Here is a 21,864-nt window from a genome sequence, read left to right as displayed (position 1 = left end):
TAGCCAAAAACCCCGGCTCAAGCCGCCATGCTGAAATCGCGAGTCGGAAGAATCACTTAGGCGCGAGAAAAATCTTTCCACAACCTTAACGCTGCTATAGTGGCGGCGGTCCCATATTCGTCATCTGCCGCGTCTATGCGGAGAGATGTCGGCGGAACGGTTCGGCAAACGTCCTTGTTCTTGAAGGCAGCGGACGGCGCACAGGCGGCGGCCGGGCCGGACGATGCTTGACCCTGTCCGTATTTGAATTTATCAAGCATTAGCTTGTTTAATTGTCCGATCATGTCATCTCCACAGGCCGGGAAGGCGGGGATGACGATGCCGTTTCTCTTCCCGCACGCGGTTTCCCCATGTTTCGCTGGTTCGAAAAGCTCCTAAACCCCTATCCCGCAGACCCGCCGGCAGAGCCGCCCAAGGGCATCCTCGCCTTCTGCCTGCACTATATGGACGGGGTGAAGCTGCCGCTTGCCATCATGGCGGTGCTCTCGACACTGGTGGCGCTGGCCGAGATCCTGCTGTTCGGCTTTCTGGGCAATGTGATCGACTGGCTGTCGCAGGCCGACAAATCCACCTTCCTCGCCGATGAAGGCCCGATGCTGCTCTGGATGGGGCTGTTCGTGATCGTCGTGCTGCCCAGCCTTGTGTTCTTGTCCAATCTCATCATCCACCAGACGCTGCTGGGCAATTTCCCCCAGCGCATCCGCTGGATGGCGCATCGCTACCTGATCCGCCAGTCCATGAGCTATTTCCAGGACGAGTTCGCCGGGCGTATCGCCACCAAAGTGATGCAGACCGCCCTCGCCGTGCGCGAGACGGTGATGAAGTTGCTCGACGTGCTCAACTACGTCATCGTCTATTTCGTCGGCGCGGTGGTCCTCGCCGCCATGAACAATATCTGGCTGGCGCTGCCCTTCGTCGTCTGGGTAATCGCCTATATCGTCATCCTGCGCCACTACGTGCCCAAGGTCGGCAAGATCTCCGAATTGCAGGCCGATGCCCGTTCGCTGATGACCGGCCGCATCGTCGACAGCTACACCAATATCGCGACGGTCAAGCTGTTCTCCCATTCGAGCCGCGAGGAGGGTTACGCGCGCGAGGTCATGGACGAGTTCCTCCACACCGTCTACGGCCAGATGCGCTACATCACCATCCTCAACCAGGCCATCACCATCCTCAATTCCCTGCTGCTGTTCTCGGTGGGCGCGGTGGGCATCTGGCTGTGGCTGGGCGACATGGTGTCGGCGGGCGCGGTGGCCGCCGCCGCGGCCATCGTCCTGCGCTTCCAGGGCATGAGCCAGTGGATCATGTGGGAAATGTCGGCGCTGTTCGAAAATATCGGCACGGTGCGCGACGGCATCAATTCGCTCTCCCTGCCATCCATCGTCGCCGACGAGCCCGACGCGCCCCGTCTCGACCGAGTCGAGGGCGATATCGCCTTCAAGGACGTGGCCTTCAACTACGGCAAGAAGGGCGACGACAGCACCAACCGGGTCATCGAGGGGCTGAACCTGCATATCCGGCCCGGCGAGAAGATCGGCCTTGTGGGCCGTTCAGGCGCCGGCAAGTCGACCATCGTCAACCTGCTGCTGCGCTTCTACGACCGCCAGAGCGGGCAGATCCTCGTCGACGGCACCGATGTCGCGGCGGTGGCGCAGGATTCGCTGCGCGCCAATGTCGGCGTGGTGACCCAGGACACCTCGCTGCTGCACCGCTCGGTGCGCGAGAACATCAAATATGGCCGCCCTGACGCGACCGACGCGGAGATGGTCGCCGCCGCCAAAAAAGCCGAGGCCCATGAGTTCATCCTGGGCCTGGTCGATGCCAGGGGCCGCACCGGCTATGACGCCCATGTGGGCGAGCGCGGGGTGAAGCTCTCGGGCGGCCAGCGCCAGCGCATCGCCATCGCCCGCGTGCTGCTCAAGGACGCCCCCATCCTCGTCCTCGACGAGGCTACATCCGCGCTCGACAGCGAGGTCGAGGCGGCGATCCAGAGCCAGCTCGACAGCCTCATGGACGGCAAGACGGTGATCGCCATCGCCCATCGGCTCTCGACCATCGCCGCCATGGACCGGCTGATCGTCCTCGATGAGGGCAGGGTGGTGGAAGAAGGCCCCCACGCCCAACTGGTCGAGAGCGGCGGCATCTATTCCCGGCTCTGGGCGCGCCAGTCCGGCGGCTTCATCGATGCCGATGCCGACGAGGTGGCGGCGCAGTGATCTGCGCCGCCCCTTGCGAGACTCAGGGGTTACGATCACAGTGGCGGCCATGTCCACGCTTCTCAGACCCTTGTTGTGGCTCAGCGGAAAATTCGAGACTTGGATCGATCCGTTCAAGCCCCATGATATCGAACAGCCGCCCAATACCGTCTGGGCGTTCATCTGGCATCATGTCAGCCAGGCCAAGCTCCCTTACGTCGTGGTGCTCGTCGCCACCGGGCTGGTCGGGCTGTTCGAGGCCCTGTTCTTCTACTATATGGGCCGGCTGATCGACCTGCTCGAGAGCAGCGATCCGGCCGCCGGCTGGGAGGGCTTGCCCGCCGCGCACGCGCCCGAACTGGTGCTGATGCTGCTGGTCATCGTGCTGGGGCGCTTCCTTGCCCCCGCCTTGCAGGCGCTGGTCGAGGAACAGACCATCGGGCGCGGCTTCAACACCATGGTGCGCTGGCAGAGCTATACCTATGTGGCCCGCCAGTCGATCCGCTTCTTCAACGACGATTTCGCCGGGCGGCTGGTGACCAAGGTGACCCAGGCCGCCCAGTCGCTCAACGATTTCATCAGCAATGTCATCCAGGTCGGCTGGGCGCTGATGATCTTTGCGACCACCACTATCGTCCTCTTCGCCCAGCTCGATATCCGCATGGCCGGGCTGGTCGTTGCCTGGATCGCCATACTGCTGCTCTCGGCCCGCTATTTCATCCCCAATATGCGCGCCCGGGCCGCCGAGAACGCCGAGGCCGTTTCGGTGCTCAACGGCCGGGTGACCGACAGCTTCTCCAATATCCAGACCCTGCGGGTGTTCGGAAGCGACGAGCGCAACGACGTCTATGTGCGCAAGGGGTTCGAGCGCTATCTGGCCTCGGCGACCCGCCTCGCGCGGCTGGTCACCGGCATGCGGGCCACCATGGGCTTGCTGAGCACGGTGATGCTCATCGCCTTCGGCCTCCTCGCCGTGCATCTGTGGGCCAGCAACGCGATCACGGTGGGCGCCATCGCCTTCACCCTCAGCCTCGTCCTGCGCTTCAACATGATGCAGGGGCGGCTGATGGGCCAGCTCAACGGCCTGATGCGCCATTTCGGCGTGGTGCAGAACGCCATGGAGACCATCGCCCAGCCGCTCGAATTGATCGACGCCCCCGACGCCGCCCCGCTGGTGGTCAGGGAGGCCGGGATCACGTTCGAGAACGTGCGCTTCCATTACGGCCGCAAGCGCGGGGTGATCGAGGGGGTCGACCTCGCCATCGCGCCGGGTGAAAAGATCGGCCTTGTCGGCCATTCGGGGGCGGGCAAGTCGACCCTCGTCAACCTGCTGCTGCGCTTTTACGATCTGGAAAGCGGCCGCATCCTGATCGACGGGCAGGATATCTCCAGGGTGACCCAGCATTCCCTGCGTGAGCAGATCGGCGTCGTCACCCAGGACACCTCGCTCCTGCATCGCACCGTGCGCGCCAATATCATGTTCGGGCGCCCCGACGCCACCGAGGAGGAAATGATCGCCGCCGCCAAGAAGGCCGAGGCGCATGATTTCATCATGGGGCTCGAGGACAATCGCGGGCGCAAGGGCTATGACGCCCAGGTGGGCGAGCGCGGGGTTAAGCTCTCGGGCGGGCAGCGCCAGCGCATCGCCATCGCCCGCGTGCTGCTCAAGGATGCCCCGATCCTCGTCCTCGACGAGGCGACCTCGGCCCTCGACAGCGAGGTCGAGGCGGCGATCCAGGGCCAGCTCGACAGCCTCATGGACGGCAAGACGGTGATCGCCATCGCCCATCGCCTCTCGACCATCGCCGCCATGGACCGGCTGGTGATCCTCGACCAGGGCCGGGTGGTCGAGGAGGGCACCCATGACAGCCTCGTGGCGGCGGGCGGCATCTATGCCCGCCTGTGGGAGCGGCAATCGGGCGGTTTCATCGGCATCGAGCAGGAGACCGCCCCGGCCTGACCGGCTCTACATCAGGGGAAACAGCGCGCGGATGCGCGCCGCTCTTGCCGGAACGTGCGGTTGCGCTTAGCTTCACTCCTCTAAAGGTGCGGCGCCATCCCTGGACGATCTCAAAAAAGGCTTGACGATCAGCCATCTGGCTCAGATTTATTGGGTTCGTTTCCGGAGACTTTGGATGAAGCGTTCACGCGTCAACGAGATCATTGCCCAGGCCGATGAGTTCATCCGGTCCTTCGGCTATGTCCTGCCGCCCTTTGCCTATTGGACCCCCTCGGAAATGAAGGATCGCCAGGGCGAGATCGGCACCATCGTCAAGGCGGGGCTGGGCTGGGACGTCACCGATTACGGCCAGGGCGATTTCGATACGCTGGGCCTGTTCCTCTTCACCGTCCGCAATGGCGACGCCGCCGACCTCGCCAAGGGGCGGGGCATGCTCTACGCCGAAAAGATCATGATCTCGCGTCAGGACCAGATCTCGCCCATGCACCGGCACACCATCAAGGCCGAGGACATCATCAATCGCGGCGGCGCGACCCTGGCGCTCCAGCTCTATAATGACGACGGCACCGGCGTGGGCATCGATACCAGTGGCGACGTCGAAGTCGTCACCGACGGCATCCGCCGCGTGCTGCCGGCCGGGGGCATCCTCGAACTGCGCCCCGGCGAAAGCGTCACCCTCCTGCCGGGCAATTGGCACAAATTCTGGGGCGAGGGCGGCGACGTGCTGGTGGGGGAGGTCTCCACCGTCAATGACGACCGTACCGACAACACCTTCCTCGATCCCCTCGGCCGGTTTTCCGCCATCGAGGAGGATGTCGATCCCATGCATCTGCTGGTGTCCGATTACGAGACCTGGTTTGGCACCAGGGCTTGATCCCATCCTGACCATATTGTGAGCACTGCGCGAGGAACCCTGTCGCGCGCCCTCCATTCCGCCTGTGTACACTGAATGGAGATCGCACATGCTCAAGGCACCCCTTGCCCTTTTTGCCGGCGCCACGGCGTTGACGGCCCCGGCCTTTGCCCAGACCTACGAGACCGAAACGGGCACGATCGAACTCGCCTCTTACGTCGAGGGCCTCCAGTTTCCCTGGGGCATGGTCTTTCTCGATGACGGCAGCATGCTGGTCACCGAGCGGGCCGGCAATCTGCGCCATGTGACGGCCGAGGGCGAGATTTCCGAGCCTGTGGCCGGGGTGCCGGACGTGGTGTTCGAAGGGCAGGGCGGTCTGCTCGGCATCGCGCTCGATCCCGATTTCGCCTCCAACCGCTATGTCTATCTCAGCTTCGCCGAGGCCGGCGAGGAAGCGGGCACCAATTCGACGGCGGTGGCGCGCGGCGTCCTCGATGCGGAGATGACCGAACTGGTCGATGTCGAGATCATCTTCTCACAGCAGCCCAAGCTCCCGTCCTCCCTGCATTTCGGCTCGCGCCTCGTCTTCGACAATGACGGCTATCTTTTCATCACCACCGGCGAGCGCTCCGATGCCGAATTTCGCGTGCAGGCCCAGGATCTGGGGTCGCATCTGGGCAAGGTGATCCGCATCCTGCCCGATGGCACGGTGCCCGAGGACAACCCCTTCGTCGGCACCGACGGCGCGCTTCCGGAAATCTGGAGCTATGGCCATCGCAACATGCAAGGGGCGGCGCTGCACCCCGAAACCGGCCAGCTCTGGGTCTCCGAGCACGGCCCGCGCGGCGGCGACGAACTCAACCGGATCGTCGCCGGCGGCAATTACGGCTGGCCTCTCCTCACCGAGGGCACCGAATATTCCGGCGATCCCATCGACCCGCCCCAGGACCTGCCCGGCGACCTCATCGCGGCCGAGCGCACCTGGGTGCCCTCGCCGGCGCCCTCGGGGCTGATGTTTTATACCGGCGACATGTTCCCCGACTGGCAGGGCGACGCCTTCATGGGCGCTTTGGCCGGCACCGACCTCATCCGCATCGATCTCGACGGCGACAGCGTGGTGGGGGACGAATTCCTGTTCGGAGACGCCTTCGAATATCGCATCCGCGACGTGGTGCAGGGCCCCGACGGCGCGCTCTATCTCCTCACCGACGATGCGGATGGTCGCATTCTGCGGTTGAGCGCCGCGCAATGATCGGCTAATCCAGCCGGGTGCCGGGGGAACCGGCGCCCGGGCCAGCCATGCGCCCGGAGCGGGATCGAACTCGCACAGGGTGAGAGGCACCCTTGCTGGTCCCGCGCATTCGGGGACCATCCATGTTCACCAGAACCCTCCTTGCCGCGGCACTGGCGTGCTGCGCGTTCGCTCCATCCATAATGGCGCAGGAGTTCACCCTGCGCCTGCACCACTTCCTCCCCATGACCGACAGCGTGCCCCGCGAGGGCCTCGTGCCCTGGGCCGAGGCCATCGAGGCGCAGTCGGATGGCCGCATCGCGGTGGAATTCTATCCCTCGATGATGCTGGGCGGCGCCCCGGCCGACCTCTTCGCCCAGGCGCAGGGCGGGGCGGTCGATCTCGTCTGGACGGTGCTCGGCTATACGCCGGGGCGCTTCCCCAAGGCCGAGGTCTTCGAGATGCCCTTCCTCGTCACCAATGCCGAGGACACCTCGCGCGCCTTCCAGCGCTATGTCGAGGAAAACGCCATGGACGAATTCGCCGGGCTGAAGCTGATCGCCGTCCATACCCATGGACCGGGCCTGTTTCATTCCAACCGGCCCATCGAACGGCTGGAGGACCTGCAGGGGCTCAAGATCCGCGGCGGCTCGCGGGTGATCAGTGCCATGCTCACCGATCTGGGCGCCGAGGCCATCGGCTTTCCCGTGCCCGAGGTTCCCGAGGCGCTGACCCGCGGCGTCATCGACGGGGCGACCATCCCCTGGCAGGTGACGCTGGCCCTGCGGACCAGCGAGCTGGTCTCCAACCACACCGGGTTCGCGGGCGATCACGGGCTCTATACCCAGACCTTCGCCGTGGTGATGAACCAGGGGGCCTATGACCGGCTGCCGCCCGAATTGCAGGCAGTGATCGATGCCAATACCGGCATCGAATGGGCCGGCCGCTTCGGCGCCGCCAACGATGCCGACGACATTGTCGGGCTGGAGCAGGCGCTCGAGCGCGGCAACCGGGTGATCACCCTCGACGCCGGGGAAGCCGCGCGCTGGCGCGCGGCGGCGCAGGCCACCATCGACGACTGGTTCGCCGAAATGGCCGCCAGCGGCATCGACGGCGCGGCGCTCTATGCCCGTGCCACCGAACTGGTGGCCGAGGAACACCGTTAGATGGGCCATTGGCTCCGCAGCTTCGGCGTGCGGAGCCAAATGGGGCATTGAGACATTATATTGGCATAAGCCGGCCATGCTGGCACAAAGCCATTGATCCGACCCCAAACGAGGTTCCGCCCCTGTGCACAAACTCTCCGACAAACCGCTCCTCGAGGTGCGGACGGCGAGGATTCGCGACATCCCCGCCATCATCGCGCTGACCCAGCGCGTCTATCCCGAGGAAGATACCTACCTTCCCGGCACCATTCGCGGCCAGATCAACGCCTTTCCCGAAGGCCAGTTCGTCGCCGTCTATGACGGGCAGATCGTCGGTTATGCCGCGACGCTGCAACTGGCCGAGCGGCAGATTTTCAAGCAGCACACCTGGGAAAACATCACCGGCGCCGGCTATGGCACGCTGCACAACGCCAGGGGCGAATGGCTCTATGGCGTCGAGGTGTGCGTCGATCCGGGCCGCCAGCGCAACCGCATCGGCCGCCGGCTCTACGAGGCACGCCAGCGCCTGTGCGACGAGCTCTGGCTCAAGGGCATCGCCTTTGGCGGCCGGCTCCCCGGCTATCGCCGCAACAAGAAGGACTATCCGCGCATCAAGGACTATTTCGAGGCGGTGCGGGAGCGGGAGGTGCGCGACCCGGTGGCCAGCTTCCAGATGAAGCTGGGCTTCGAGCCCGAAATGCTGCTGCGCAACTACCACCCCGACGACAAGGCCTCGGGCGGGCACGCGGCGCTGATGGTGTGGCGCAATCCGCGCTATGACGAGGAGGACGAGGGCCGCCCGGCGCATCAGCGCTCGAAGGAAACGGTGCGGGTGACCACGGTGCAGCTCGAAGCCCGGCGCTTTGCCGATGCCGATGCCTTTTTCACCCATATGCAGTATTTCGTCGACGTGGCGGCCGATTACAGCTCCGATTTCGTGGTGTTTCCCGAACTCTTCACCCTGATGCTGCTGTCCAGCGAGCCGGAGCAGCCCCCGCATGAAGCGATCCTGCGGCTGACCGAATACACCCCGCAATTCATCGAGCGCATGCAGCAGATGGCGCTCAAGTTCAACATCAACATCATCGGCGGCAGCCATCCCACCATCACCGAGGACGAGGACATCCAGAATGTCTGCTACGTCTTCCTGCGCGACGGCACCGTGCACGCCCAGGAAAAGATGCACCCGACCCCGGACGAACGGGATTACTGGGGCATTGTCGGCGGCGATGCGGTGGATGTGATCGACACCGATTGCGGGCCGATCGGGGTGATGATCTGCTATGACAGCGAATTCCCCGAGGTCGCGCGGCGCCTCGCCGATCAGGGCGCGCGCATCATGTTCGTGCCCTATTGCACCGACACGCGGCAGGGCCATTTGCGGGTGAAATATTGCAGCCAGGCCCGCACCATCGAGAACCAGTGCTATGTGGTGACCTCGGGCATCACCGGCAATCTGGCCAATGTCGATAATCTCGATATCAACTACGCCCATTCGGCCATTTTCACGCCCTCCGACATGCCCTTCGCCCGCGACGGCATCGCGGCGGAGGCGAGCGAGAATGTGGAGATGGTCGTGGTGGCCGATCTCAACGTCTCGACCCTGCAATGGGCCCGCGCCCAGGGCGCCGTCCGCAACCTCCGCGATCGCCGCTTCGACCTCTATCGCATCCGGTGGAAGGATGGGGGGTAGGGGGAGACGGTGGCGTTCGGGGCCGGCGCGGCGCCCCCCTCATCCGTCTCGGACCTTCCGGTCCGATCCACCTTCTCCCACCAGGGAAGAAGGAGGGGGGCGGCCCGCTTACGTCACATTGAACATCCACTTCACACCCCAGCGGTCGTGCAGCATGCCGAAGCGCTTCGCCCAGAACGTCTCCTCCAGCGCCATTTCCACCGTGCCGCCCTCGCTGAGCCGGTCGAACATGCGCTCGGCCTCCTCCACCGTCTGGGGATGCACCGTGATGTAAACGCCCGAGAAGCTATTCGCCTGCGCCATGGGCGCGTCCGAGGCGAAGAGGACCCCATCGCCGGTGGTCAGCACGGCGTGCATGATCTGGTCCTGCATCTCGGGGGGAACATGTTCGGCCATGGGGGTGTCCTTGTGGGCGGTCATTTCGAGCTCGCCGCCGAACACCGATTGATAGAAGGTCATCGCCGCGCGGCAATCGCCGGCGAAGTTGAGATAGGGGGTGATCTTCATGTCGAGCCTCCTCGAGCTCCGTTGCAAATACCGATTCAATATCAAGCGCCAACGCCGGTTTCCCGACTCGCTGCGTCACGCCCTTGATTCATCGGCTCACCGTCTTGATTCGACCGGTGAGGTGGCCGGCGGTGCGCCGAGCTTGTCCAGATGGGCGCGGATATGGACCGCTTCGGCGCTGGTATTGGCATGGGCGATGGCGATGTCGAAGGCGGCGCGCGCCTCCTCGATCCGGCCCAGATCCTTGAGCAGCCCGCCGCGCAGGCCGTGGAAATAGAAATACCCGCCCAGGGCGTCGGCCAGGGGCTCGATGAGGTCGAGCGCAGCCTGCGGACCCTCGGTGCGCGACACGGCGACGGCGCGGTTGAGGGTGACGACCGGGGAGGGCTGCAGGCGTTCGAGCACGCGATAGAGCAGTTCGATCTCGACCCAGTCGGTGGCCTCGGGGGTTTCCGCATGGGCATGGATGGCGGCGATCGCCGCCTGGAGCTGGAAGACGCCGGGCGTGCGGTGGCGCATGGCCTTGTCGATCAGCGCCAGCCCCTCCGCGATCATCGGCCGGTCCCACAGCGCGCGGTCCTGATCGTCGAGCAGGACGATATTGCCCGCGGCATCGAAGCGGGCGGCGTCGCGCGAATGCTGGATGAGCATCAGCGCCAGCAGTCCCATCAGTTCGGGTTCGTTGGGAAACAGCCCGAGCAGGAGCCGTCCGAGGCGGATGGCCTCGTCGGCGAAGGTGGCGCGCGTCTCGGCCCGCTCCCCCGCCGAGGTATAGCCCTCGTTGAACACCAGATAGATCATCGCCGCGACCGATCCCACCCGCGCGGCGCGATCGGCGGCGTCGGGGGTTTCAAATTGCGCCCCCGACCTGGCGATGCGCGCCTTGGCGCGGGTGATGCGCTGCTCCATGGCGGCGTCGGATACGAGGAAAGCCCGGGCGATCTGCCTGACGGTGAGCCCCGAAACCACGCGCAGCGCCAGGGCGATCTGCTGGGTGGCCGGCAGGTCGGGGTGGCAGCACACGAATAGCAGCCGCAGGATGTCGTCGCGATAATGGGAATCGTCGATGCGCTCGGCGATGTCGGCCTCGGCGTCCGAGGTGTCGGAAATCCGTTCCTCGTCGGGCAGGTCGGTGAACCGCGCCTTGCGGCGGATGGCGTCGATGCCCGAATTGCGGCCCACCAGGATGAGCCATGCGGCGGCATCGCGCGGCGGGCCGTTTTTCGGCCAGGATTTGAGGGCGCGCAGGGATGCCTCCTGAAACGCTTCCTCGGCCATGTCGAGGTCGCGGAAATAGCGGTAGAGGGCGGCGACCGCCTTGGCGCGGGCGCCGGCCAGAACCAGGCCGATCCAGTTGGCATCCTTGTCGTTCACTTGGTTGTCGCTCCGGGAAAGAAATCGCGAACCGGGCGGATCTCGTACGAGCCCATGCCCGGATTGGCCTCGGCCAGGTCGCGCACCACCTGCACGACCTCCTCGAGGCTCTCCGCATCCATGACATAAAAGCCGAGAAACTGTTCCTTGGTCTCGGCGAACGGACCATCGAGGATGACGGGCTCCCCGGCGCTCTTGCGCAGGGTGGTCGCGGCCGTGGTGGGCATCAGCCGGGCCACCGGCCCCATCTTGCCCGCCTCGACCAGCGGTTTCTGCACGGCGAGCAGGTCGGTCATGATCCTGGCGTCATGTTCCTTGGACCAGGCGCCGACAGCGGCTTCGTCGTTGTAACACAGGATGGCGTAGAGCATCTGGTTCTCCTCGATATGCTCAGGACGTTGGTGCGCCGGCCGATCCGACATCGGGGACGGATTTTTGCCGCGCGGTCGCCGGGGAGAATGCGCCCGTTGACCGGCCGGCGCCACCCCCATGCAACCCGAATCCGCGTCGGGCGTTTCGGATTTGTCGCGTAATTTTCCTGGGGTGCGAGCATGGCACTGACACGAGACGGCATCGAACGGATCCTCGGTCCGATCGACAATCACCTTGCCGCCGAGATCGCGGCCATCGAGCCGACTTCGGCCGAATTGACCAAGGCTCTGGCCTGGCTGCAATCGGACGAGGCGCTGGTCAATGACGGCAATCACCTGCCGACCGGCAAGGTGGCCGAACTGATCGGCATTCTGGAAACCGCCGATGACGAGGATGGTTACAGCCCGCCCGATCCGCAGCCCGCCGAGTGGGAATGATCAGGGCACTGGACAAGTGCGCCAAATTTTAGTGTGTTCAGGTTGACGGGAAGCACCATCCGTTGACGCTCCCCGCCGCGTTATGTTCAGCCTCGGGCGGCGGCTATGACCGACAAGTTCAAATCCTTCATTACAGACGTTCTGGCGCAGATCGATATCGAGGTCGGCGGCTCCCGGCCGTGGGACATCGAAGTCCATGACGACCGGCTGTTCCAGCGGGTGATGACCCAGGGCTCCCTCGGCCTGGGCGAGGCCTATATGGATGGCTGGTGGGACGCCCCGGCCGTCGACCAGTTCCTCTATCGAATCCTCACCAACGAAATCCATCACAAGATCAAGGTCGATTTCTCGCTGGCCCTGCTCACCATCAAGGGCATCCTGTTCAACCCCCAGCGCAGCCATGTGCGCGAGGTGGGCGAAAAGCACTACGATATCGGCAACGACCTCTATCGCCGCATGCTCGATCCCTACATGGTCTATTCCTGCGCCTATTGGCGCGATGCGACCACCCTCGAGGCGGCCCAGGAGGCCAAGCTCGACCTCATCTGCCGCAAGATCGGCCTGAAGGAGGGCATGCGGGTGCTCGATATCGGCTCGGGCTGGGGCGGCTTTCTGCGCTTTGCCGCCGAGCGCTACGGCGTCACCGGGCTGGGGATCACGGTGTCCAAGGAGCAGATGGCGCTGGCCAACGATCTGCGCGGCGACCTGCCGATCGAAACCCGGCTGATGGATTATCTCGAGCTCGACGGCACGTTCGACCGCATCGTCTCGATCGGCATGTTCGAGCATGTGGGCTATAAGAATTACGGACCCTATTTCTCCAAGGTCCGCGACCTGCTGCCCGATGACGGCCTGTTCCTGCTCCACAGCATCGGCGGGTCGCTGTCGCGGCACGCGGGCGAGCCGTGGCTGGAGAAATATATTTTCCCAAATGGCATGCTGCCCTCGCCCAAACAGGTTTCGGGCGCGGTGGAAGGCAAGCTCATCATGGAGGACTGGCACAATTTCGGTGCCGATTACGATCCGACGCTGATGGCCTGGCACGACCGGTTCGAGGCCGCATGGCCCGATCTGCGCGATGCCTATGACGAACGCTTCTATCGCATGTGGCGCTATTACCTGCTGAGCTGCGCCGCCGTCTTCCGCGCCCGCTGGGTGCATTTGTGGCAGATCGTCTATTCCCGCAAGGGCCTCGCCGGCGGCTATCGCTCGGTGCGCTAGGACCTTGTTGCCGGTGGGATTTTATCCTACCTTTCCGCCATGAGCGAGAAACTCAGCATCACACTGCCCGCCGAAATGGTGGCGGCGATCAAGCGTCAGGTCGAGGCGGGGCGCTATGCCTCGACCAGCGAGGTGCTGCGCGAAGCCATGCGCAACTGGATGCGCGGGGAAGAGGAGCACGCCGAGCGCCTGACGGCCATGCGCGCCCGCATTGGGCGCTCCCTCGACGATCCGCGTCCTCCCCTGCCGCTCGACGAGGCCTTCGCAAGACTGGAGCGGCGCGCGAAAACCCTCTCCCGCACATCCTGATGCGGCGGCTTCCGGTCCTGTTGCGGCAGGAAGCCCTGGCCGATCTGGAAGAGATTTTTGCCCACCTCGTCGAAACCGGCGCCGACGCGGCCGTGGTGATGGGGTTCGTCCGCCGGATTCGCCAGAAATGCGAGGCCATCGGGGAGGTTCCGGAAGGGTATCCGGCTCGACCCAATCTCGGACCCGGCATCCGGATTGCGCCCTTCGAGCGCTCGGCCGTCATCGCCTATCGCATCGCCGATGGCGCCGTCGAAATCGTGAGCATTTTCTATGGCGGGCGTGACTATGACGCGCTCATGCGCACCGATTAGGCCGCAGCCCCCACCAAGGGCGCGAGCAGCAGGAGGGTGAGGGGCACGGTGACCACGCCCACAACCGTCTGGAAGGCGATGATGCCGGCCATGAGCGGGGCGTCCCCGCCCAGTTGCCGCGCCATGACATAGGCCGAGGAGGCGGTGGGCAGGCACTGGATGAGCAGCAGCACCAGCGCTGCCGGCCCGGTGAGCCCGGTCATGAGGCAGATGGCGGCGGTCAGGGCCGGGATGAGGAGGAACCGCGCCAGCGTCGCCACCAGCGCCGGGCGCATGCCCCGTCCGAGCGCATCCCAGTTGAGCGCTGCGCCGACGCAGAGGAGGCCGATCGGCAGCGCCGCCTGGCCCATGGCCTGCATGAAGCCTTCGATGCCGGCCGGCAGCGCGATGCCGGTCAGCCGCAGCAGGACGCCGCCGGCGCACCCCAGGATGAGCGGATTGAACACGATCGACCGCACGACCCCCAGCGCATCGGGTTGCCGCGTGCCGTGGCGGGCGAAGACCAGGGCGCAGATGATGTTGACCGTGGGCACCAGAATGGCGTTGACCACCGCGGCAAGCGCCGCGCCCGAGAGGCCGAGCAGGCCGACCGCGGCGGTCACCCCGACATAATTGTTGAACCTTATGCCGCCCTGCACCACCGAGGTGAGCACCGGACCCTCGAAGCGGGTCACCCGGTTGGCGGCCAGCAGCAACAGGGTGCCGGCAATGGCCGGAACGACCAGACCCGCCGCGAGCCCGGCGATCGGCATGCCGGAGAGGTCGGCCTTGTAGAGCCCATGGGCGAACAACAGCGGCAGCAGGATGAAATAGGCCAGCCTTTCCGCCTGCGGCCAGAACCCTTCGCCCAGGAACCCGAAGCGCTTGAGCAGATGTCCGAGCGCGATGATCAGGGCGATGGGCAGGAGGGCGGAAAAAATCAGCGTAAGCATGGGCACAGGGGAAAAATGCGAAGGCGCATCTTCTATCCGCAATTGCCCGCCAAAGCCAGAGAGGGCAGGGGCCGGAATGCAATGCTCCCGACGCGGGCGTCAGTGGGAGTCCTTTCCGGCGCGGGAGCGAAAATTGATCGTACAATCCTCGCCAGACCAATGCCGATCGGCGATGATCATGGGCAGCAAAACCCCTTGGAGATCAAGAACCATGCGTCTGGCGTTGACCGCCTTTGCCGTCGCCGCGACCCTGTCCGCGCCGGCTTTCGCCCAATCCGCAATCACCCCGCTGGTCGATGCCAACTGGCTCGTCCAGAACGCAGGCGCGGACAACCTCGTCATCATCGACATCCGCGACAATATCGAAGGCACCGATCTGGGCGCGACGCCCTATGTCGCCAATTCGGTCGTCGCGCCCTATTCCAGCTTTGGCTGGCGCACGGAAGTCGATGGCGTGCCGGGCATGTTCCCCGGCGAGGAACAGGCCATCGCGCTGATCGAGAGCCTGGGCATCGACAATGACGACCACGTGGTGATCCTGCCCTGGGGCACCGATTCCTCGGAGATCGGCGGAGCCACCCGCGTCTACTGGACCTTCAAATATCTCGGCCATGAGGCGGTCTCGATCCTCGACGGCGGCTGGCGCCAGTACGATGCGGCCGGCGGCGAACGCGTGGCCGAACTGGATCAGCCCGAGCCGTCCGACTTCGCCGTCGAGCTGCAGAGCCACCTGCTGGCCACCACGGCCGATGTGGAAGCGGCGCTCGAAAATGGCGTCGCGCTGGTCGATGGCCGTCCGCCGGAGCAGTTCAACGGCGAGAGCAAAAGCGGCGTCGTCGCCAAGCTCGGCACCATTCCCGGCTCGGTGAATCTGCCGCATTTCGAGCTCTACAGCTCCGAATATGCCCGCTTCGCCCAGCCCGAAACCGTGGCCGCGCTCTCCGAAGCCATCGGGCTCGGGGCGGATGAGGAAAACATCGCCTTCTGCAATACCGGCCATTGGGCGACCGTCGCCTGGTTCGGGCTTTCGGAAATCCTCGGCAACAAGAACACCTCCATGTATGACGGCTCCATGGCCGAATGGACCGCCGTGGATTCGCGCCCGGTACAATAATCCGCCGGCAGACTTGTCCTCTTGCGAATGCCCCGGCTGTCGGGGCATTCGTCTTGTCAACCGCACTGTTTTTCTGAAAGATCGAAATGTCCGATATTGCTCTCGATCGTCCCAGCTACCTGCCGCCGGCGGTGTCCGACAGGGCTCCCACGCTGGTGGCCGCGCTGGGTCTTCTCATCGGTTTCATCGCCATCACGCTGCTGGTCGACCTGCAGCAGGCGACCCTGTTCGCCATTGGCGGGGGCCTGGGTGCCGCGCTCTATCACGGCTCGTTCGGGTTCACCGGCGGCTGGCGCCGCATGGTGGTGGAAAAGCGGGGCCGCGCCATGCGCGCCCAGATGCTGATGATCGGCGTCGCCGCCATCGCCATGATGCCGCTGCTGGCGGCCGGCAATATCGGCGGCCAGCCCCTGGTCGGCGCCATCGGTCCGGTGGGCGTCTCGGTGCTGGTGGGCGCGGTGATCTTCGGGCTGGGCATGCAATTGGGCGGCGGATGCGGCTCGGGCACCCTGTTCACCGTGGGCGGGGGCTCCTCGCGCATGCTGGTGACCCTCGCCTTCTTCATCGTCGGCGCGGTGGTGGGCACGGCGCATCTGCCCTGGTGGCTCGAACAGCCCAATATCGGCATCGTCTCCATCGGCCAGGAACTCGGCCTCGGCTTCGGCATCGCCGTGACGCTGCTGGCGCTGGCGCTGGTGGCGCTGGTCACCGCCATCATCGAGCGGCGCGTGCACGGCAATATCGAGCAGGAGCCGGCCCCCAAGCGGCCCAGCTGGAGCTGGCTGCTCTATGGTCCCTGGCCGCTGGTCGGGGCAGGGCTGGTGCTGGCCATCCTCAACATCGCCACCCTGCTGGTGGCCGGCCATCCGTGGTCGATCACCTATGGCTTCGGCCTGTGGGGCGCCAAGATCGCCGATGCGGCGGGGCTTCCGGTGGCCAGCTGGGAATTCTGGACCTGGCCGGCCCAGGCGCAGGCCCTCCATTCCTCGGTGCTCGCCGACAACACTTCGGTGATGAATTTCGGCATCATCCTCGGCGCCGGGCTGGCGGCGGCGCTGGCCGGCAAGTTTGCCCCCAAGGCCAAGATCCCGTTCCGCTCGTTCCTCGCCGCCGCCATTGGCGGGCTGCTGATGGGCTATGGCGCCCGGCTGTCGTTTGGCTGTAACATCGGGGCCTTGTTCTCGGGCATCGCTTCGGGCAGCCTGCATGGCTGGCTGTGGTTCGCCTCGGCCTTTGTCGGCTCGCTTATCGGGATCTATGCCCGCCCGCTGTTTGGACTTGATGGATTGCCCAGGAAATGACCACCGGACGCAACACCCTTCTGTTCGGCGCCGCGCTTGCCGTCGGCACCGTGGCCATCGTCGCCGACCATGTGACGCGGCCGCTTCCTCCGCCGGTGGTGGCCAGCGTGCAGAGCGCCGGAGGCGGGGCGGCGCCCTGTGCCGCGGGCGCACCCTGCGCGGCCGGAGCCCCGATCGCCGCCGCGCCCTGTGCGGCCGGGGCCCCAGTCGCCGCCGCGCCGTGTGCGGCGGGCGCACCCCTGGCCGCGCCCCCGCCGCCTCCCGCCGCCCTGCCGCAGGAAAGCGCGCTGGCTGCGCCTCCGCCGCCGCCCGCGCCTATGCCGGAGGCTCCCGCTGCTGCGCCGGCCCTCGCCGCACCGCCGCCGCCTCCGACGCCCCTGCCGGAGGGCGCCACCGAAGCGCCCGACCTGGTGGTCGGGGGATGAACGCAGCGGTCGAACAGGCCCGGCGCGAGATCGCCTTTTGCGAGAATGTCCTTGCCAAGGGCGGTCTCAACGTCCTCACCGAAACCCTGCGCGATGCGCCGCAGGTGACGGTCTGGACGCACTATCCGGAAAACGACGTGTTCGACCCCCAATCGGGTGCGCAATGGTTCTATCATTCGCACCCGGCCGACGATCCCGACGCGGCCATCGAACATGGTCATTTCCATTGCTTCGTCCGGCCCGAAGGGGCCAGCGGGCCCATCCACCACCTGATCGCCATCGGGGTGGACCGCTACGGACGCCTGGTGCGCCTGTTCACGGTCAACCAATGGGTGGTGGGCGACGACTGGCTCGATGCCGAGCCCACCATCGCCCTGTTGACCCGGTTCGACGTGCACATGCCGCGCCCCTCCTATCTGGTCAATCGCTGGCTGACCGGCGTGGTCGCCGCCCATGAGGAGGAGATCGCGGCGCTGATCACCGCCCGCGACATCCGCATCGCCCGCCATCGCCCCGAGACCGACATCTCCACCCGCGAGGACCGGGCGCTGGAAGTCACCTCGGAAGTGCGGTTCTGATCCTGCCCTTGTCAAACGGCGTCCTTATGCTTATTTTATGCCAAAAGGCGAAGGATCATGTTGCAGGAACTCCCAAGGACCCACGCGGCGCCCCTGGATGACGCCATCACCCCGCAAGAGGCCGAGGCCATGGCGCGGGCGGTGGTCAATCTGTTCGGAAAATGGCAGTTGAGCGATGCGCAGGCCCGCGACGTGCTCGGCGGGCTGGCGGCGCGCACCTATGCCCGCTGGAAGGCCGGCGATATCGGGCGGATCGACCGCGATCTGGCCACCCGCCTGTCGCTGCTCATGGGCATCCACAAGGGGCTGCGCTATCTTTTTACCGATCCGCAGCGGGGCTATGACTGGATCAAGGTTCCCAATGCCGTGTTCGGCGGCAAGACGCCTCTGGCGCTGATGGTGGAGGGCGATATCTTCCAGCTCGGCCGCGTCCGCTCCTATCTCGACGCCGAGCGCGGCGGCTGGTGACGCCTGAAATCGCCACGGTGCGGGTCGCCTGGCCACGGGCCTGCCGCGTCATCCGCTCTATCCATCCCCCGATCGATCTCTTCGAGGATATCGCCGATCCGCGCGATTGGGAGGCCTTGGCCTCGGCTGAATCCAAGACCAATCCGCGCCTCTGGGACAAGCTGGGCCGGCTCGATCTCGTGCCCCCGGCGCGGCGCGTCTCGGGGCCTGGCGCGAGCTGGCTGATGGCGCCCTTCGTGCATGTGAGCCATGACCGCCCCGGACGCTTCACGGCTGGCGGCTATGGGGTCTACAGCGCCGGCGACAGCGAGGAGGTCGCCTTGCGCGAAGTGGCCCATCATCACGGCCGCGCCATGGCCGTCAGCGCCCAGGCGCCCGGCTGGACCTCGCAGTTCCGCGTGCTGGTCAACAGCATCGACCTCGACCTCCACGACGTGCGCGACCTTGAAGACTGCCACCATCCCGACGATTACGGGCCGGCCCAACGCCTCGGCCGCTCCTTGCGCGAAGCGGGCAGCAATGGTGTCCTCTACCGCAGCGTGCGCGCGCCGGGCGGGCAGTGCGTCGGCATTTTCTGGCCCGACCTTCTCCCGATTCCCGCCCAGGCCGATCACTATGATTTCCACTGGGACGGCCAAACCGTCGACCGCATCCGCAACGCCCGCACCCACGCCATCTACGCCCTCGCGTGAGGCGAGGGCGGGACGGGGGCGTCGCACACGTCGATCAACGCATGCACGGCGGCGATCTTGGAGCCGGCGCGGTTCCACAGGATGCCCGTTTCCCGGACCGCCGCGTCGGGAAGCGCGATCTTGCGCAGCTTGAGGCCTTCGGGCCAGGGCGGCGCCCAGTCGGGGACGATGGCCACGCCCAGTTCCCGGTGCACCAGGGCGGCTATGGCGTCCAGCGCGTCGAGCTCGAGCCATTCGCGCACCTTGATCCGGTGCAGCCGCAGATAGTCGTCGACCAGTTGCCCGCCCCACTGGTTGCGGTCGTAGCGGATGAAGCGGTGCCGGGCGATGATGGCGTGTGGATCGTCCGGCGCGAGGGCGCGCGAGGCGATAAGCACCAGCGGCTCCTCGCGCAGCGTCAGCCAGCCCATGGATTTGGGGATCGGGAATTGCGGCCGCACGATGATGGCCGCGTCGAGCTCGCGCGCCAGCACGGCGTGATAGAGATCGACCGAGGAGCCGGGCCGCACGAAATAATCGATGCCGGGATAGCGCGCGCTAAGGCCGGCGATGATGCCGGGGAGGAGGCCGGTCAGCGCCGTGGCGGTCGAGCCAAGGCGCAACTGCCCGGCCGGCATGTCGTTGGCGGCGATCGCCTTGAGGTCGTGGGCCGCCTTCACCAGTTCGCGGGCGTGGGGCAGCACGGCCAGCCCCGACCCCGTGGGGCGCACCGTGCGCCCGGTGCGGTGGACGAGGGCATGGCCGAGGTCGCTTTCGAGGGTCCTGAGCCTTTGCGCCAGGGTGGCGGGGGTGACGTTGAGCCGTCTTGCGGCTTCGGCGATGGAGCCGAAGTCTGCGACGGCGACGAAACTTTCGAGAAAGCGGATGTCCATGAAGATGGATTTTCTATCTTTTGAAACTGTAATTGGGAAGATTATATTTCTTCCCCAATGCCTCTAGAAGGGGCTTGTCATTGATTTCATCCACTGTCTGCAAGGAGCGTCCGCGTGTCGATCGAAACCAAATTCGCAAGGTTGGGCACGGACAATGCGCCCGGGCAGGAAGTCCGGCAGGATGCCGGCGCGGTCGAAACCGTGCTGCGCGGTGAGCGCCTCGAGGGCGTTCCGGTCGATTTCTCCCATGGCGACGTCGATGCGCATGAACCGACGCCGGGCGCGTTCGAGGTGTTTTCGGCGGGCGTGGCGCTGGGTGGCAAGCAGGCCTATACCGAATATCGCGGCGATATCGGCATCCGCGAAACGCTGGCCGAACGGCTGGCCGGTTTCACCGGCGCGCCGCTCGATGCCAGGGACGGGCTGATCATCACCCCGGGCACGCAAGGGGCCCTGTTCCTGGCGGTGGCCAGCACCGTGGCGCGCGGCGACAAGGTCGCCATCGTGCAGCCCGATTATTTCGCCAACCGCAAGCTGGTCGAGTTCTTCGAAGGCGAGATGCTGCCGGTGCGGCTCGATTATGCCGGGGCCGAGCCGGGCCGCTCGGGGCTGGATCTCGGCCAGCTCGAAGACGCCTTCCGCAAGGGCGCCAAGGTCTTTCTCTTCTCCAATCCCAACAATCCCACCGGCGTCGTCTATTCCGCGGACGAGATCGCCCGCATCGCCGCGCTGGCGGAGCGCCATGGCGCGACGGTCATCGTCGACCAGCTCTATTCGCGCATGCTCTATTCCGGCGTGACCTATACCCATTTGCGGGCCGAGCCGGGCACGGCCGGCAATGTCCTGACCATCATGGGGCCGTCCAAGACGGAATCGCTTAGCGGCTATCGCCTCGGCGCCGCGTTCGGGCCGGCGGAGATCATCGCGCGCATGGAAAAGCTGCAGGCCATCGTGTCGCTGCGCGCCGCGGGCTACAGCCAGGCGGTGCTGCGCACCTGGTTCGATGAACCGGCGGGGTGGATGGAAGAACGCATCCGCAGGCACGAGGCCATTCGCGACGATCTGGTGGCCATCCTGGGCGGGGTGGACGGCGCCTTCGTGCGCACGCCCGAGGCGGGCAGCTATCTATTCCCGCGCCTGCCGGCGCTCGGCGTGCCTTACGACCTCTTCGTCAAGATCCTGCGCGAGCAGGCCGGCGTGGTGGTGACGCCTGGCACAGAGTTCGGTCCCCATTCGTGCGACAGCGTGCGGCTGAACTTTTCCCAGGACCGCCAGGCGGCCATCGCCGCAGCCGAGCGCATGGCGCATCTCGTCGCGCGGTATCGCGCATGACGGCGGGGATCGCTCACGGACAGCCCGTGCCGCAGGGCGCCTATGTCGCGGCCAAGCGGCATGGCAATTTCATCTTCACTTCGGGGATGACTCCGCGCCGCGACGGCGTGCTGATGTTCGAGGGGCCGGTCCGCAGCGATGTCGGGCTGGAAACCTATGAGCCTGCGGTTGTACTGGCCGCCAGCAACGCGCTGGCCGCCGCCCGCAACCTTTTGGCAGAGGGCGAGGCGATCGCAACGGTGGTGAGCCTCACGGTCTACATCGCCGCTGAGGCCGGTTTCACCGGCCATTCCCTTCTGGCCGACTACGCCTCGCGTTTCCTCGCCGAAAAGCTCGGCCCGGCCGGCATCGGGGCGCGGGCCGCGGTCGGCGTCGCCACGCTTCCCGGCAACGCGCCGGTCGAAATCCAGCTCGTCGCCGCGCTCTGACGAGAGCGATCATGCGGCCTTGCCCCTGCCGCGGCATTCCGGCCGGGGCCATTTCCGGGGTTGCGTCGGCGAATTTGTAATGTAATAACATGACAAATTCGCTTCCCCCAAAGG

At 65.8% G+C, this 21,864-nt stretch carries 23 protein-coding genes; 18 read left to right on the top strand and 5 right to left on the bottom strand.

Annotated elements, in window-relative coordinates:
* Positions 1–350 precede the first annotated feature (350 nt).
* The 6 genes from DVH29_RS00375 to DVH29_RS00350 all read left to right on the top strand — a co-directional run bounded on the left by DVH29_RS00375 (position 351) and on the right by DVH29_RS00350 (position 9,077).
* Complete coding sequence (locus DVH29_RS00375; protein WP_114644166.1) at positions 351–2,216, top strand: ABC transporter ATP-binding protein; 1,866 nt, start codon at positions 351–353, stop codon at positions 2,214–2,216.
* A gap of 49 nt (positions 2,217–2,265) precedes the next feature.
* Positions 2,266–4,155 (top strand): ABC transporter ATP-binding protein, encoded by a 1,890-nt coding sequence (locus tag DVH29_RS00370; RefSeq protein WP_114644165.1) that lies wholly within the window; start codon positions 2,266–2,268, stop codon positions 4,153–4,155.
* A gap of 175 nt (positions 4,156–4,330) precedes the next feature.
* On the top strand, positions 4,331–5,029 hold the full coding sequence (locus DVH29_RS00365) for a D-lyxose/D-mannose family sugar isomerase (protein WP_114644164.1): 699 nt from the start codon (positions 4,331–4,333) through the stop codon (positions 5,027–5,029).
* An 88-nt stretch (positions 5,030–5,117) separates the two neighbouring features.
* A complete protein-coding gene (locus DVH29_RS00360; RefSeq protein WP_114644163.1) occupies positions 5,118–6,260 on the top strand; it encodes a PQQ-dependent sugar dehydrogenase in 1,143 nt (380 codons plus the stop codon).
* 122 nt (positions 6,261–6,382) lie between these two features.
* Positions 6,383–7,405, top strand: a complete 1,023-nt coding sequence (locus DVH29_RS00355; protein ID WP_114644162.1) for a TRAP transporter substrate-binding protein — start codon at positions 6,383–6,385, stop codon at positions 7,403–7,405.
* Positions 7,406–7,529: 124 nt separating this feature from the next.
* Entirely contained in the window at positions 7,530–9,077 is a 1,548-nt protein-coding gene (locus tag DVH29_RS00350; protein ID WP_114644161.1) for a carbon-nitrogen hydrolase family protein, read from the top strand.
* Between the two features lie 108 nt (positions 9,078–9,185).
* On the opposite strand, the gene DVH29_RS00345 is transcribed toward DVH29_RS00350, so the two are convergent.
* From DVH29_RS00345 to DVH29_RS00335, 3 genes are all read right to left on the bottom strand, one after another.
* Complete coding sequence (locus DVH29_RS00345) at positions 9,186–9,584, bottom strand: VOC family protein (RefSeq protein WP_114644160.1); 399 nt, start codon at positions 9,582–9,584, stop codon at positions 9,186–9,188.
* 96 nt (positions 9,585–9,680) lie between these two features.
* Positions 9,681–10,958 carry an RNA polymerase sigma factor gene (locus DVH29_RS00340; RefSeq protein ID WP_114644159.1) on the bottom strand — a complete coding sequence of 426 codons (1,278 nt, stop codon included), beginning with the start codon at positions 10,956–10,958 and terminating at the stop codon, positions 9,681–9,683.
* A complete protein-coding gene (locus DVH29_RS00335; protein ID WP_114644385.1) occupies positions 10,955–11,329 on the bottom strand; it encodes a YciI family protein in 375 nt (124 codons plus the stop codon). Before DVH29_RS00335 ends, DVH29_RS00340 begins: the two co-directional genes overlap by 4 nt.
* A 180-nt stretch (positions 11,330–11,509) precedes the next feature.
* On the opposite strand from DVH29_RS00335, the gene DVH29_RS00330 reads away from it, so the two are divergent.
* The 4 genes from DVH29_RS00330 to DVH29_RS00315 all read left to right on the top strand — a co-directional run bounded on the left by DVH29_RS00330 (position 11,510) and on the right by DVH29_RS00315 (position 13,608).
* Positions 11,510–11,767: a hypothetical protein gene (locus DVH29_RS00330; protein WP_114644158.1), complete on the top strand. Its 258-nt coding sequence runs from the start codon at positions 11,510–11,512 to the stop codon at positions 11,765–11,767.
* A 105-nt stretch (positions 11,768–11,872) separates the two neighbouring features.
* Positions 11,873–12,988: a cyclopropane fatty acyl phospholipid synthase gene (gene cfa / locus DVH29_RS00325; RefSeq protein WP_114644157.1), complete on the top strand. Its 1,116-nt coding sequence runs from the start codon at positions 11,873–11,875 to the stop codon at positions 12,986–12,988.
* A 39-nt stretch (positions 12,989–13,027) separates the two neighbouring features.
* Complete coding sequence (locus DVH29_RS00320; RefSeq protein WP_114644156.1) at positions 13,028–13,297, top strand: ribbon-helix-helix domain-containing protein; 270 nt, start codon at positions 13,028–13,030, stop codon at positions 13,295–13,297.
* A complete protein-coding gene (locus tag DVH29_RS00315) occupies positions 13,297–13,608 on the top strand; it encodes a type II toxin-antitoxin system RelE/ParE family toxin (RefSeq protein WP_114644155.1) in 312 nt (103 codons plus the stop codon). The genes DVH29_RS00320 and DVH29_RS00315 overlap by 1 nt, the downstream gene beginning before the upstream one ends.
* Here DVH29_RS00315 and DVH29_RS00310 read toward each other — a convergent pair.
* Positions 13,605–14,540: an AEC family transporter gene (locus tag DVH29_RS00310; protein ID WP_114644154.1), complete on the bottom strand. Its 936-nt coding sequence runs from the start codon at positions 14,538–14,540 to the stop codon at positions 13,605–13,607. The two genes, DVH29_RS00315 and DVH29_RS00310, sit on opposite strands and share 4 nt — an antisense overlap.
* A 211-nt stretch (positions 14,541–14,751) precedes the next feature.
* Between DVH29_RS00310 and DVH29_RS00305 the strand changes: the two genes are divergently transcribed.
* From DVH29_RS00305 to DVH29_RS00280, 6 genes are all read left to right on the top strand, one after another.
* Complete coding sequence (locus DVH29_RS00305; RefSeq protein ID WP_114644153.1) at positions 14,752–15,654, top strand: sulfurtransferase; 903 nt, start codon at positions 14,752–14,754, stop codon at positions 15,652–15,654.
* 86 nt (positions 15,655–15,740) lie between these two features.
* Positions 15,741–16,955, top strand: a complete 1,215-nt coding sequence (locus tag DVH29_RS00300) for a YeeE/YedE family protein (protein WP_114644152.1) — start codon at positions 15,741–15,743, stop codon at positions 16,953–16,955.
* On the top strand, positions 16,952–17,380 hold the full coding sequence (locus DVH29_RS00295; protein WP_114644151.1) for a hypothetical protein: 429 nt from the start codon (positions 16,952–16,954) through the stop codon (positions 17,378–17,380). Before DVH29_RS00300 ends, DVH29_RS00295 begins: the two co-directional genes overlap by 4 nt.
* The gene (locus tag DVH29_RS00290; RefSeq protein ID WP_114644150.1) at positions 17,377–17,958 is read left to right on the top strand and encodes a DUF6969 family protein; all 582 of its coding nucleotides are present in this window, start codon (positions 17,377–17,379) and stop codon (positions 17,956–17,958) included. The genes DVH29_RS00295 and DVH29_RS00290 overlap by 4 nt, the downstream gene beginning before the upstream one ends.
* Positions 17,959–18,012: 54 nt before the next feature.
* Positions 18,013–18,426: an antitoxin Xre-like helix-turn-helix domain-containing protein gene (locus tag DVH29_RS00285; protein WP_439331601.1), complete on the top strand. Its 414-nt coding sequence runs from the start codon at positions 18,013–18,015 to the stop codon at positions 18,424–18,426.
* Positions 18,420–19,118: an RES family NAD+ phosphorylase gene (locus tag DVH29_RS00280; RefSeq protein ID WP_439331600.1), complete on the top strand. Its 699-nt coding sequence runs from the start codon at positions 18,420–18,422 to the stop codon at positions 19,116–19,118. Before DVH29_RS00285 ends, DVH29_RS00280 begins: the two co-directional genes overlap by 7 nt.
* Here DVH29_RS00280 and DVH29_RS00275 read toward each other — a convergent pair.
* Positions 19,103–19,990: a LysR family transcriptional regulator gene (locus DVH29_RS00275; protein ID WP_114644148.1), complete on the bottom strand. Its 888-nt coding sequence runs from the start codon at positions 19,988–19,990 to the stop codon at positions 19,103–19,105. The genes DVH29_RS00280 and DVH29_RS00275 overlap by 16 nt on opposite strands.
* 114 nt (positions 19,991–20,104) lie before the next feature.
* On the opposite strand from DVH29_RS00275, the gene DVH29_RS00270 reads away from it, so the two are divergent.
* Positions 20,105–21,322 (top strand): pyridoxal phosphate-dependent aminotransferase, encoded by a 1,218-nt coding sequence (locus DVH29_RS00270; RefSeq protein WP_114644147.1) that lies wholly within the window; start codon positions 20,105–20,107, stop codon positions 21,320–21,322.
* Complete coding sequence (locus DVH29_RS00265) at positions 21,319–21,750, top strand: RidA family protein (RefSeq protein ID WP_114644146.1); 432 nt, start codon at positions 21,319–21,321, stop codon at positions 21,748–21,750. Before DVH29_RS00270 ends, DVH29_RS00265 begins: the two co-directional genes overlap by 4 nt.
* Positions 21,751–21,864 lie beyond the last annotated feature (114 nt).

Origin of the sequence: Pelagibacterium lacus (genome assembly GCF_003345525.1) — a bacterium.
Taxonomy (GTDB): domain Bacteria; phylum Pseudomonadota; class Alphaproteobacteria; order Rhizobiales; family Devosiaceae; genus Pelagibacterium; species Pelagibacterium lacus.
The sequence above is the reverse complement of the archived record's forward strand: the minus strand, read 5'-3'. Positions and strand labels throughout refer to the sequence as shown.